This is a genomic window from Deltaproteobacteria bacterium (genome assembly GCA_019310525.1).
GTDB lineage: Bacteria > Desulfobacterota > DSM-4660 > Desulfatiglandales > HGW-15 > JAFDEE01.
Genome location: JAFDEE010000076.1, coordinates 1 through 13,415 on the forward strand (window position 1 = coordinate 1; position 13,415 = coordinate 13,415).

Below are 13,415 nucleotides of genomic sequence, written 5' to 3' on the forward strand. Positions count from 1 at the left end.
CTGCGTTCGCTACGAGACCTTTGAAAAACGCCCCCTTTTGCCCAATCTCTGCGCCTGCCTGTGCCGGGCCTATCTGCCATTCCAAGGGGCAGGCAGGCACGGCAGACAGGTCAGCCTCAAATTTTAATCCTCGAAATACTCCAATGTATTCCTGCGGTTAAAATTTTCGCCTTCCTTGACCTTTGGACAAAATTGAACATTTTTCAAAGGTCTCGCTACGTTTTTCAACAGCGTGCAAAATCCTGGAAAAACACAGGAAAGCAGGGCAAGGAGCAGGGTCGGATGAAAGTTCAAAAAACCTGTTTTTCTTGATAATTAGGGGGTGCCTGTCCACAAATGTGTTTTAGGCGCTGGCCCCGGGTTCCCAATCCAGAAATGAGCTGTTTATGGATGGAAACTAGAGAAACGCTCAACCTTTAATCGTTCCCAGGGAGAGAGTCAAGGTTTTTTCCCGCCCTCCCTTTTGCGGCCGGTACCACCGTGCGCTTTCCCTGCCTGGTTCCTCATGAAGTCCTCCAGGGCGGCCTGGAGGGTTTCATGGGCTAGGCGGGCGCAATGGATGTGATCGCTTGGAAGCCCTCCAATGAATTCCTGAATGGCACGCTCATCGATCTCCAGTATTTCGTCAGGGGTCTTGTCCTTGGCCAGACAGGCGGCGGCGTAAACACAGTTCAGGGAATAGGCGCACCCATCGGTCCAGTGGGAGGTCTCCTTGACCCTCTCTCCATCGAAGGTGAGAGCGATTTCCATGGTATCACCGCAAGACCCGGTAATTCTGGCCTTGCCGTCCGGATTATCGGGCTGGGGATTGGCAAAGTAGTAAACGATGGCCCAGGTACACACCACGCCCGCCAAGACAGCGAAGCCGATGAATAGGTGAAGGAAGAAATCCATTTGTTTGGTGTCGTACTCCCCCTGATAATGCTTTTCGGCCTTAAAACACTAGGGAGAACCATATTACTTGTCAAGGGGTTGAAACCGGAAGGGAAGGAGCAAAGGATGGGAGAAGGCTGGGAGGGGATCGAAGGAGTTCAGTCGGGAAGCAGATCATAGTAAAACCGCATGATGTCGGAGCGGGTCACGATCCCGATGATTTTCCCTTCATCCATGACAGGGAGCCTGCCGATGTCGTGCTTGACCATCAACTTGGAGGCCTGGTCCACACTGCTCCCTGGCGAGATCCAGACCACCTTGGTGGACATGAAGGCCTTCACCGGGCTGTCCATCCTAAGGGGCTTCTTCCCCTTCCTGAAGTCCCTCCGGGTGATTATACCAACAAGGCCGTGTTCATCCACGACGGGGAGCCCGGTGCAGCCCTTTTCCCTGAATAACATGGCCGCTTCCCACATGGGTGTCTTTGGAGATACGGTGAGCACAGGGTAGGACATGAGATCACTGATCTTCACAGGCGCCTTGTTGTTGGCCGAGAAGCGTTCCCGGCAAACCTGCTCGATGGTTTCAGCGGACATTCCCTTGACCATGGCCGATCCGGCACTCGGATGACCTCCACCGCCCAGGCTCCGCATGATAGCCCCGATATCCAGGCTTTCCGTGGAACTCCTGCCGATCACGATGGATTGGTTTTTCTCCGGCTCTTCAAAGATGCCGAAGGAGGCGTCTACACCCGAGATCTCCATGTACATATCCATTACAAGGGAAAGACCCGGCGTATGACCTTCGATGGAGATCCGGTTAAAGGCGACGGCATACCCGTTGAGTTTGACGCGGTTTTCGTTTTTCAGCATCTCGGAGAGGATTTCCTTTTGCCGCGGTCCATAGACCGGTCTGAGGATGTTCTTGATCAGGTTCAGGTCGGCCCCTTTCTCCAAGAGAAAGGCCACGGCGCCGGCATCCTCGGACGTGGTGGAAGGGAAGGTCAGATTCCCTGTGTCCTCGTAAATCCCGGCTGCAAACAGGGTGGCTTCAATGGGGGAAAAATCTTTTCCCTGCCTCTGCAACTCTCCGACAAGGAGAGTCACCGTGGCACCGATTTGTTTGACGCAGGACCACTCCGGGCGGATGTCTCCGGGGCGGTGATGGTCCCAGAGATGGATGGCTGAAAAAGTACCCTTCGAAATTTTTTCGTGACCCTCGATGCGGTTCCAGGAACTCGTATCAACCACGATCAGCCGCTCTATCCCGCCGGGATCGAACTCTGCCGCGGCCTGAAATGAGGGGTGGTCTTTGTGAAGGGATAAAAATTTCCTGACGTTAACATTGAGGGATCTTGGAAACACCGGGACAGCCGAAGGATAGAGAAGGGCGGCGGCGATGAGGCTGGCAAGGGCATCGAAATCCGTATTTTTATGGGTGACAATCGCTTCCATGGAATCAGGCGTATATCAGGAGGCTTGAAGTTGAGATCCGGAAAAACTGCGCTCCGTAAGGTCACAGTCACTGTATCGGCAGGAACCTCCCGTAACTTCAACCTTTTTCGACCGTCCGATCCCCTCAAGCGACGATGGAAGGGGGATTCGGGCCCCTGTTCGCAGAAAGGCCGCATCAGGGTTCCTGTCCGCAGGACCACATCGATGGTTGCACGAATGACGCAACTTGTTAAAATAGATTATTGATGTTTTCGCCCGGGTTGTCCACTGATTTGAATCCAGATAAGAAGTTATAGCGAAGTGTATAGGGCTCTTTTGCCCTAACCTTGGAGCGTGGACCATGAATTCCATGATGACGCTGGGGGTTGTATTAAGTGTCGGGTTTGTATTCGGTGAGATCGCCTCTAAATTCAAGCTCCCCAGGGTCACCGGCTATATCCTCGGGGGAATTTTTTTAAACCCCAGGATACTGCCGCTCATCCCCGGGGAGTTCATAAAGTATACCGATTTGGCGACGGATTTGAGTCTGTCCTTTATCACCTTTTCGGTGGGTGCCTCCCTCTTTTTTCCCCGTATCCGGCAGCTTGGGAAGACGATCCTCCTGATCACGTTTTTTGAGGCTGAGTGCGCCCTCCTCTTTGTAACAGGTGGCTTCCTGGCCCTCAATTACGCCTTGGGCCCCTGGCTTCATCTTTCCTCGCCCACCATGTTCATTGCGTTGAGCCTTTTGCTGGCCTCCCTGGCCTCCCCCACCGACCCTTCGGCCACACTTGCGGTGGCCCATGAATACCATGCCAAGGGGAAGGTTTCCTCGACGATCATGGCGGTTGCGGGAATGGATGACATCGCTGGCATCATCAACTTCAGCCTCTGCATGGCCGTCGGAAAGCTCTTGCTCGTGGGCTCCGGGGAAACCCTGGTCGTCTCCTTAGGCCGTGCAGTAATCGTCATCCTCGGGGGGATCGGGACAGGGATCGTCTTCGGGATTGCCTTCAATACCGTCACGGCACTGCTTAAGAAGGAGACTGAAGGATCCCTCATCGTGTTGACCTTTTCACTCCTCACCCTCTGCTTCGGCCTCGCCAGGTGGCTGCATCTGGACGAGCTTCTCTCCACGATGGCCATGGGATGCGTCGTCGTCAATTTCAATCCCATCCGGGAGAAGATCCTCGGGATGCTGGAGCGTTACACCGAGGAACTGATTTTTGTGCTTTTCTTCACCCTTAGCGGCATGTACCTGGATTTTTCCGTGCTGGGTAAGGCCTGGCCCTTTGTCCTTCTGTTCGTGGCGCTTCGGGGGATCGGAAAGATCGCGGGAACAATGCTCGGCTCACGCATTTCCAGGGCCCCCGCGGGTCTGGGCAGGCACACGGCTCCGGGGTTGATTCCTCAGGGTGGAATCGTGATCGGGCTTGCCCTCTTAATCAAGGCCGTCCCGGTTTTCTCTCCGATTTCCGACACCGTGATCGCGGTCATAATCGGCGCGACCGTGATCCATGAATTGATCGGACCCGTCCTGGCAAAGATCACCCTGGAGAGGGCGGGAGAAATTTCTCTGTAGATTTTCACCGGGAAAAGGCCGGGAAATCCGGAAGTGAGGAAAAGACCCCCATGCCTCTCTAATGTATGGATACCTGTCCCGCTTCTCACCCCGAGAGGGGCGGTTAAAAATCTTCGCCATACCTTCCGGGGCGTAAGTCCCATGGGCCGGACGGAGGGTTGACCTTAAACAAAATCGCCTCTCTTGCGGATGGACGCCTTTCTGACCCTTTATACCATGGGCCGTTTGTTGGGGGGCGGTGGATTCGGCATGCCGAACCTGAAATGCTCCCCTGTCTCTTTCCGTTTCCATCGCATTCTTTGCATGAGGGGCCAGTTCAACTTGTTGGCCCCCTTGTCATGAAGAGGGCATTCCATCAGGCAGCAGCCGCAATACCAGCATTCTTCAGGATACAGGATGATGGGCGGCTTCCCCTTTTGTGGGTTGGGGATGTAGACGTCACTCGGGCAGATTTCCACGCACAGGTTACACCCCGTGCAGACCTCCGGATCGATGATCACCGGCCTGTTCGGGGTGATCAGGTTGGGTTGGGCGTAAACCTTTGGTTGTGTCATGTTCAACTCCCGTTCATTCTTATTTTCAAAGGAAAGCATCCCGGCTCCCTTGCGCTCAAGAAAGGCTCGACCCTCTGAACCTGGAAAAAGATCCGGAGACGAACCTCTCCTTCTTGCTACCTCAAAGGTCTCTCGGGCCCTGGAACCGGATCAGGCGGCTATTCCTTCTTGTGGGTCTCATAATTTTTCTTGATGTCCCCGTGGTAGTCCAGGGCCAGTTCTCCTACCCGGACCTCCTCCCCTTCCAGTCTCAGGGTGACCCACTTTCTCCACTCGGGCGGGTCGTCCTGCGGAAAATCCAGGCGCTCGAAATGCAGCCAACTGTTGCTGGCCTTCCGTGCCCTGCTGGCGTGGATGATCATCTCGCAACATGTCAGGATGTCGAGGACTTCAAGAGCACGCATGAGTTCATGAGGGGTTCGCGCGAAGAGGGTCCGCGATTCACCTTCCCGGATTTCTTCGAGTGTTTTCAAACCAAGGGCCATGAGTTCTTCGGTCTTGGTGTCGCCGCAATAGTCCTGCATGACCTTGGCGATTCCGGCCTGAAGCTCTTTCCAGTTGATCCCGTCCGGACGTTGTATAGGTGCATAGATCCGGGTCTTTTCTCGGTTGACCTGTTTTTCGTCGATGATGGGTTCGGGTGCCTCTTGAGCATACGCAGCAGCACTTCTCCCGGCCCACCTGCCGGTACTGGAGGCATGTGCCACCCCGATCCCGTCGAAAATGCTTTGACCTCCGGCATAAAGGCCTTCCAGGTTGCTTCTGAGGTCCCAATCCACCACCAGGCCGCCGTACCGGAGTCTCCTCCATCCCGGAGGAGCTGCGCCGATCTCATAGACCTGGAGCTGGTCTTTGTCCGGATCAAAACCGGCCTCGGTCAGGTTGCGGTAAACAGGCCAGGTATGTCCCTCCTGTCCTACCATGAGACCGAAAATAACCCGCCGTTCGTATTCGGGCATCCCGGGGAGGTCCGCGTAAAGGGGCAGTTTGAACTCTCCCTTCCGGATCCGCTCTGGGAGATCGGGAATAAGGTGGGGCATGGATTCCGCCTTTCCTTCTCCCCCTCCCAGGACCAGGGTGAGAAATTTCTGGCCGGGACCCGGCTTGGTTCTTTCCTCGAGTGTATGGATAGGGTTGCCCTCTCTGTCCACCCAAGGGACTTCCTTGCCTTCCGCATCCACGATGGTGCATGGGTACCAGGTGGCGAAATTGCTGCCGGTGCCGAACAGTACAGCCCCGATGCCGGTGCTGCCCCCCCACTCCTCATGGCTGGAGGATTCCATGCGGGCGAACTCGGCGCCGGCCCTCCAGGCCATGGCATGACCGTTGCCGGCATTTGCAGGCGGCCCGTCCCTTCCCACCAGGCCGGTCCATTCGCTGGAAAATATCCATAGTCTTTCAGGTGTAGCCATGCAAAGGACCGACGCTTTGGCACGAAAGACGAAGAATTCGCCGGTGCGGGTATGAACGCCTGTCGCACCCACTACCCGTCCTCCCGGTCTTCCTCCCTCCGTGAGGAGGGATGTCACCATGATGCGTTCGTAGAGCTGGACTCCAAGGCGTTTACACTCCTTGTGAAGGGAGGGTTTCATCCCGGTCCCCCAGATCCGGATACATGTCCGGGTCTCGTAATCGTAGGCAAAGAGCAACTTGGTGGCTTCGTCCCTGAAAGGGGCGCCCTTGAAGACATCATCCGTATCCCGGATCTTCATGCCCATCTGTTCCAGTTCGCACAAGGCGTCCCAGCTGTCCCTCGCCGTTATGTAATTGGCGATTACATTGGCGTAGCCCCCCTTGTACTTCCTGACCGGCTCCAGGGTGAACTCTTCAGGGTCCACCTTGCTGGCGGGGTTGGAGGGGCAGTCCATCCAGTGATCAACTCCGGAGCCGGCCGCACCACTGTGCACAATGGGGCTCTTGTCCACGACAGCCACCTTCAAGCCTTTCCTGGCGGCGTTGATGGCGGCGAAACAGCCCGAAAGGCCGCCCCCCAAGACAAGCACATCTACATTGACCCTGGTTTCTTCTCCATAACGGATAGGGTATGGCCACTCGATCGGCTCCTGGAAAGTCAAGCTGTTTTGGTTGTCTTCCATTATTTGCCTCCACTCTGACGTTTTGTAAAAGGTGTATTCCCGGAGTTTCCGGAAATGGGCGGGCACTGAAAGGGGACGCTAGTAAAGATGGCAGGCCACGCTGTGCCCCCTTTCAATCTGTTGAAACTTCGGGGAAGTATTCCTGCATTCATCTACGGCCTCGGGACAGCGTCCTGCAAAGCTGCATCCCGGAGTATCTTCATCAGGCACAGGTTCTCCGCTTCGAGGAAGGTCTTCTCCCCAGGCCCGGTCCGGCCTCAGGGGAGGGATGGCTGCCATGAGTAAGCGTGTATACGGGTGAAGCGGATTTCGGATCACCTCTTCTGCGTTTCCCAGTTCGGCTATTCTCCCCCTGTACATCACGGCGATTCGGTCACATATGTGATAGGCAAGGGCGATTTCATGGGTGATGAAAACGTAAGTCAAACCGATTTTTTCCTTGAGCCCGACCATAAGGTCGATTATGTCCGCCTTTACACTTGCATCCAGCATGCTGACAGGCTCGTCTCCTATGAGGAATTCCGCCCCCAGTACGAGCGCGCGGGAAATCCCGATCCTCTGGCGCTGTCCACCGCTTAGTTCATCCGGATACTTCAGCAGGAAATCGTCTGAATCAGGTAAGTTTACGAGCCCGAGGGTCTCGCGAACCTTTTCCATTCTCTCTTTTCGACCATAAAGCCTATGAACCTTGAGGGGTTCCTCGATAATCTGAAATACACTCTTCTTGGGGTCCAGGGACCCGAAAGGGTCCTGGAAGATCATCTGTATTTTACGGCGCAGGTGTTTCAGAGCCTTCCAGGAGAGATCGGTTATGTCCAGGCCTTTAAAATAGAGTTTGCCCTCCGTAGGTTCGATTAAGCGGAGCATAAGACGGGCCAGGGTGGTTTTGCCGCACCCGCTCTCTCCAACGATCCCAAACGTCTCACCCCTGCGCACTTCGAAGTCTACCCCGTCAACGGCGTTGAAGTACCTCTTTTTACCCGGAAGCCAGCCCGCCCTTCTCAGGGGATATCGTTTTTTAAGGCCTTCCACGCGGTAAATGATTTCCATCCCTACTTCCCCCCCTTATCCACTATATGGTGACAGGCCACGGATCTGCCGGGAGCCGCTTCCCTGAGGAGAGGGGGAGTCCTGGAACACAATGGATCCGCGCTGGGACAACGGGGGTGGAACCTGCACCCCGACGGTGGATTCGACAGGTCGGGAGGATTGCCAGGGAGCCCTTTAAGGTGTTTCCTCTTTTCCCGAATATCGGGGAAGGAATTCAGGAGGGCGCGGGTGTAAGGGTGGAAGGGAGATTCGAATATCGAGTCCGTATCCCCTTCTTCCACAATTGTGCCGGCATACATTATAAGTATCCGGTCGCAGGCCTGACCCAGGATAGAAAGGTCATGGGAAATGAAAATGACGGCTATACCCCGTTCCCTCTGGAGCCTTCTCAAAAGCTTGATAATTTGCGCCTGTGTCACGACATCAAGGGCCGTTGTCGGTTCGTCCGCAATAATGAGTTCCGGGTCCAGGGCAAGGGCCAGTGCTATCATGGCCCGCTGGCGCATGCCACCGCTCAGTTCGTGGGGAAAACTCCTTACACGGGATGGCTCAATTTCCACTTGCTCCAGAAGGGCTTCGGCCATCTTCCAGGCCTGTCGCGTTCCGGTCTTTCTGTGGGCAAGGATTGTCTCTACGATCTGGTGTCCTATTTTGAAAACGGGATTCAAGGCATTCATGGCCGCCTGGGACACGAGAGAGATCCTTTCCCACCGGACCCGATTAAACTCCCGGTCCTTCAAAGTAAGAAGAGACAGGTCGTCCAACAGGATTTCCCCTCCTACTATCTTTCCTTCTTTCACGAGGCGCATCAGGGAAAGGGCCGCAGTGCTTTTCCCGCACCCGGATTCTCCCGCTATTCCTAAGGATGTGCCCCTTCGTACCTGAAAACTCACCCCATCAACAGCCCTTACCGGCGCAGGGCTTTCCGGGAGATAGTATGTCTTTAGTCCACGCACAGACAATTGATCCATTTACCGGTCCCTCTTGCCTAACTTGAGCCCGAAAAGGTCGTTAAGGGCGGTTCCCACGAAGTTGAAGGCGCAACTGAACAAGGCGATACAGATACCCGGTGGAAAGATCCACCACCACGCCCCCCTTAAAAAGGCCCCCTGGAGTTGGGCGAAATAAAGCATCACCCCCCAGCTCTTGTGGGTTGGGTCCCCGAGGCCCAGGAAGCTGAGTCCCGCCTCTGTCAGGATTGCAAACATGATTTCCATTACGCCGTTGGCGATAATGATCCCGCTGATATTGGGTAGAATATGGCTTATTATGATATGGGTGTTACCGGCACCAATAGCCCGGGAGGCCTCCACAAAAGTCGCCTCCCTGGCGGGAAGCACTTGAGAGCGTACCTGGCGGGCCACACTTGCCCACCCGACAATGGAGTAAACAAATATTATGGTCCACATGCCGGGACCCAGGTATGCCGCCATGACGATCATGAGGGGGAGCCGGGGGAGTATTAGGACGACATCAGTGATGCGCATTAGTATCTCGTCGATGAATCCGCCGAAATAACCTGAAATAAGTCCGATGGAGGAGCCGATGATTATGATGAATCCGGTAGCGATGAGGCCCACCATGAGAGATACGCGGCCCGCATAGATGAGTTCACTGAGGATGTCCACTCCGATGTCGTTCGTCCCCAGGAGATGATGGCGGCTCGGGGGCTCAAAAGCGCTCCCCGTCTTGTCGGACGGATCATAGGGGGCGATTATGGGGGCTGCCAGGATGCCCAGGACGAAAATGACAATAACGGCAAGACCGAACAGGGCACTTTTCCTCTGCTTGAAAATATTCCAGAATCTTGCAACCTTGCCTTTGGCTGCCATCTCTCGCCGTCTCCCTCTATTCAGTATCGGATCCTTGGGTCAAGGAACCGATATATCAGGTCGGTGGCAAAGTTTGCGGCGATCACCACCAAGGTCAACAGCAGGAAACACCCCTGCAGGAGGGGGTAGTCCCTGCTGATAACGGAATCATAGATCAGCTTGCCTATTCCCGGATAAGAGAACACCGTCTCCACAAACACAGACCCCCCAATGCTGATGGCAAAGCTTATTCCGAGGAAGGTAATCATGGGTAAGAGGGCGTTACGGGCCGCATGGCGGTGTTTTATCCGCCTGGGGCTCAACCCCCGGGCCTCGGCGATAAGGATGTATTGCTCCCTCAGTACGCTGACCATGGTGTTTCGCAAGATGAGCTGGTAGGCTGTGTACTGGGATATGGTGAGGGCGATTATGGGGAGGGCGGCATGGCTGATGATATCCAAAAACAGGTCCCAGAACCCTTCGTATATGGCTGCCGGTGCGGTTGCCCCGCCCAGGGGGAACCAGCCCAGCTTGTATCCGAAAATATACAGAAGTACCATGGATACCCAGAAAAGCGGGGCGGAAAAGATTGCCAGGGAGAAGGTCTGGAGAAAAGAATCCCTTTTTGATCCCGCCTTCCAGGCCCCTGCTACACCAAGTATGTATCCGATGGCGACCTGGAGGATCATGGAACTGAGTATTACAAGGAGTGTCCAGGGAAGGGCCTCAAACATTACCTCCAGAACCGATCTAGGGAAATAGTAAAATGACAGCCCGAAGTCTCCCCTAAGGGCGTTCGTGAAGTACCGCACGAACTGTTCCCATACCGGGGCATCCAGGCCGAATCGTTCGATAATGGCCTGGCGGGCCTCTCCTGTGAGCTTGACGCCGCCCGCGAAGATATCGATGGGATCACCGGGCATCATCCGCGGCAGAGCGAAATTGATCACCAGTGCCGTAAAGAGCACAAGGAGGTTGGTCCAGCACCTTCTGAAAAACCATCCCTTCATTTCATCCCTTTCGGGGAAGGGGGAAGCAGACAGGCCTCCACCCGCACAAGGTTAAAGGGGCGAAGGAAGTCAGGGAGCGACGGTATGTTTTCCCGCCTTTTCCCTGACTCCTTTCACCCTGGTGTTCATGCTTCGGTATGCATTGTTGTTTTTACTTGGGGACAAGGGACAAGAGGTTGATGGTTGATGCCAGGCTGTTGGTCATGCCGCCGACCCTGATCTTTACAGGATTCCACCCCTTGTACTTGTCGGTACGGTAGGCGGCGGGATGAAATCTGTGACCCAGGGTTATTACCACCAGTTTTTTTGCAAAGAGTTCCTGGGCCTTCATGATCATCTCTTTGCGTTTGCTCTCATCCATCTCGCTCCTTGAGCGCTTCAGGAGGTCCTGGAGTTCCTTGTCTTTCCAGCCGAAGGCAGGGGCGTTGTCCCAAGGGTTAGGCGGATCAGGTGCATACTCCCGGGCGAAGTGATCGGGGTCCGGGGCCATGGTGGAGCCGTGGGCCAGGAGTTGCCAGTCCATGGGGCGCTTGCCGCTGAAGATGATTCCTCCGTAAAGGGTTTCAGGATCCGAAACGATCACGGTAAGCCGGATTCCGATCTTTTCCAGGTTCTTCTTGATGATTTCGCAGGCCCTGATGTAGGAAGGATTGGTGTAACAGCGGATGGTGAATTTCAAGGGCTTCCCGTCCTCCATTACCCGGACGCCGTTCTTTCCCATCTTGAAGCCCATGTTATCCAGGATGCTGTTGGCCTCCTTTATACGCTCCTCTTCCGTCATCTTCAGGCCCCGCCATGTCAATTTCGTGTTGGCCCACTTGGTGACCAGAGGAGGCACATACCCCATGAGGGGAAGTTCCCCGTAACCCCCCAGGGCGGTTTCGATTATGGCTTTTTTATCCACGGCTATGTCTATGGCCTTCCTGAAATCAAGGAGTTCGAGGGGGTGGATGCGGTAGTTGGGCGCGATGTAAAGGATATGAGGCCAGCGGTCTATGAGCACGTTGATGTTTTTATCTGCAACCAGGGGCGGGATCAGCGCCTCGCTGCCTGAAAGGTCAGGCAGGATATCAAGCTCTCCCTTCTTGAGGGCTACCACCTGGGCCTCCTGGTTTGTATACACTTGTATTACCAGGTCATCGAAATGGGCCGGGCCGCGCCAGTAGTTGGGGTTCCTGGTAACGTGCATGAAGGCCCGGGGTTTGTATTTTTTGAAAAGGAAAGGCCCGCTGCCAACGGGTTTGGGGTTTTTATATTGATCGACCTTTTCCACACCTTCCCATAAATGCTTGGGCATGATGAGGGTGGCCCCTGCCGTGGATAGAAAGGCGGCGAAGCCCTTCTTCATCCTGAAGACCACGGTATGCTTGTCGGCAGCCTTAACTGAATCAACAAAGGACTTTACGAGGGATCCCATGGGAAATTCATATTTGAAAAGGGTGTTGAAGGTGAATACCACGTCATCCGCTGTAACCGGTTTACCGTCACTCCATTTGGCCCTCTCGTCGAGATAGAAATACCACGTCTTCTCGTCGGCCTTGTACTCCCACTTCTTGGCCAACCAAGGATGAATGCTGCCGTCCATATAAGGAACGACCAGGGGTTCATAGATCATGGTCATGAACAGGTAAGAACCCTCGTTACGCACAAGAAAAGGGTTCATTCCCCCGGGCGGGCTCTCGTTCCAGCCAATGCGCACGATGTGTCTCTTCTTGGCCTGGGCCGTTCCCTCCATCCCGGGGCAGGCCATGACAGCGAAAAAGGTGGCTGCCATTAAAATACATACGAAAAGGTACCCCCATCCTTTCTTCCTCATTTTTCAGAACCTCCTCAAAATATTTGTGGTGAATTGAAAAATTGCCAGACCTCCCTGGAAAGACCATAGCTTGTCTCTCTTCTGTTCTCACCCCCTTTTAAGGTTCTTGGTGTATTCGGTATCCGCTGCAATCCGCTTTTCACATTCTTCGACATCCCTTTCGGCGATGGCTTCTATGAGGCTTTCGTGCCTGGCGTAAACGGCCCTTATGAAATCTTCATTCTGGGTGGCTCCCGGGTAATAACGCTCCCACACAACGCTCAGGATTTCGAGGAGGGATTGAATGATATACCGTATCAAGGGATTGGCGGTTATCTCCGCGATTGCCAAGTGGAAGGCCATGTTGGTCGAGTGGAGAAGGGATGGATCCTTCAGGGAATCGAGCACTCTTGTATTCAGTTCCCTGAGCCGCTCTATATCATGGTCTTGGACCTTTTCAACTGCAAGGCGGACGCTGCAGCCCTCTATGGATCGGCGCGCCTCGAAGAAGTGGTTGAGGTTCAGGTTGCCTTCTTGGAGGAGTTCATTGATAGCGGTGAAGAAGGGCTTATAAAAATTGTAGGTAACGAATGCGCCGCCCCTGGATCCTGTCTTGATCTCGATAAATCCGGATTGTTCGAGCAGCCGTAAGGCCTGCTTGATCACTACGCGGCTCACCTTCAAGGTCTCGGCGAGTTCCCGCTCCGAAGGGAGCTTGTCCCCCACCTTGACCTTTTTGGAAATGATCAGGGTGCGGAGCTGGGATGCAATAGTATCCGGTAACCTTTCTCTTTTGGGCGGCACGAGGAGGGGGGTGATTTTATGGGATCCCATGTGTGTTCTCCAGAATGAACGGCCTTACTTTTCAGGCCTATCTAAAAATTGAAGGTTTTTTTGAAGACCTCGTGGTCATAAATGGTCGGGTGATAATCGAACTTGATAACCCAATAAATGGATAGCCCAATTGAAAAATTATATTATATTCCATCTGGAAGGATGTCAACCGGAAATTGATCACAGATTATGCATGTCAAATTTTGAAATGAGACCTTTGAAAAACACAGAAATTTCAACTGCCCTGTTTAGGGTGTCAAGTGGGACAGGCATCCATACATTGGAGTATTTCGGATATCTACTGGAGGGGCATGGAGATCTTTTCCTCGTTCCCGGTCTCCCGGCCTGGTTATTTCAAGGGGTTAGTGACGGGGGAG

Annotated in this window: 11 protein-coding genes; 1 reads left to right on the plus strand and 10 read right to left on the minus strand. The window is 54.3% G+C overall.

The annotated features are described in order from the left end of the window. Positions 1 to 438: 438 nt before the first annotated feature. Both JRF57_12960 and JRF57_12965 read right to left on the minus strand, forming a co-directional pair. Positions 439 to 894, minus strand: a complete 456-nt coding sequence (locus JRF57_12960) for an iron-sulfur cluster assembly scaffold protein (GenBank protein ID MBW2304607.1) — start codon at positions 892 to 894, stop codon at positions 439 to 441. 137 nt (positions 895 to 1,031) lie between these two features. Continuing rightward, positions 1,032 to 2,327, minus strand: a complete 1,296-nt coding sequence (locus JRF57_12965) for a CBS domain-containing protein (protein ID MBW2304608.1) — start codon at positions 2,325 to 2,327, stop codon at positions 1,032 to 1,034. A gap of 340 nt (positions 2,328 to 2,667) precedes the next feature. On the opposite strand from JRF57_12965, the gene JRF57_12970 reads away from it, so the two are divergent. Then, positions 2,668 to 3,888 (plus strand): cation:proton antiporter, encoded by a 1,221-nt coding sequence (locus tag JRF57_12970; protein MBW2304609.1) that lies wholly within the window; start codon positions 2,668 to 2,670, stop codon positions 3,886 to 3,888. 209 nt (positions 3,889 to 4,097) lie between these two features. On the opposite strand, the gene JRF57_12975 is transcribed toward JRF57_12970, so the two are convergent. The 8 genes from JRF57_12975 to JRF57_13010 all read right to left on the minus strand — a co-directional run bounded on the left by JRF57_12975 (position 4,098) and on the right by JRF57_13010 (position 13,038). Further along, a complete protein-coding gene (locus JRF57_12975; protein ID MBW2304610.1) occupies positions 4,098 to 4,442 on the minus strand; it encodes a ferredoxin family protein in 345 nt (114 codons plus the stop codon). 158 nt (positions 4,443 to 4,600) lie between these two features. Then, positions 4,601 to 6,538: an FAD-dependent oxidoreductase gene (locus tag JRF57_12980; protein ID MBW2304611.1), complete on the minus strand. Its 1,938-nt coding sequence runs from the start codon at positions 6,536 to 6,538 to the stop codon at positions 4,601 to 4,603. Positions 6,539 to 6,616: 78 nt separating this feature from the next. After that, positions 6,617 to 7,588, minus strand: a complete 972-nt coding sequence (locus JRF57_12985; protein ID MBW2304612.1) for an ABC transporter ATP-binding protein — start codon at positions 7,586 to 7,588, stop codon at positions 6,617 to 6,619. 2 nt (positions 7,589 to 7,590) lie between these two features. Continuing rightward, positions 7,591 to 8,559: an ABC transporter ATP-binding protein gene (locus JRF57_12990; protein MBW2304613.1), complete on the minus strand. Its 969-nt coding sequence runs from the start codon at positions 8,557 to 8,559 to the stop codon at positions 7,591 to 7,593. Beyond that, a complete protein-coding gene (locus JRF57_12995; protein ID MBW2304614.1) occupies positions 8,560 to 9,420 on the minus strand; it encodes an ABC transporter permease in 861 nt (286 codons plus the stop codon). Positions 9,421 to 9,440: 20 nt separating this feature from the next. Beyond that, complete coding sequence (locus JRF57_13000) at positions 9,441 to 10,409, minus strand: ABC transporter permease (GenBank protein ID MBW2304615.1); 969 nt, start codon at positions 10,407 to 10,409, stop codon at positions 9,441 to 9,443. A 151-nt stretch (positions 10,410 to 10,560) separates the two neighbouring features. Beyond that, positions 10,561 to 12,225, minus strand: a complete 1,665-nt coding sequence (locus JRF57_13005; GenBank protein MBW2304616.1) for an ABC transporter substrate-binding protein — start codon at positions 12,223 to 12,225, stop codon at positions 10,561 to 10,563. 87 nt (positions 12,226 to 12,312) lie between these two features. After that, positions 12,313 to 13,038: a FadR family transcriptional regulator gene (locus tag JRF57_13010; protein ID MBW2304617.1), complete on the minus strand. Its 726-nt coding sequence runs from the start codon at positions 13,036 to 13,038 to the stop codon at positions 12,313 to 12,315. Positions 13,039 to 13,415 lie beyond the last annotated feature (377 nt).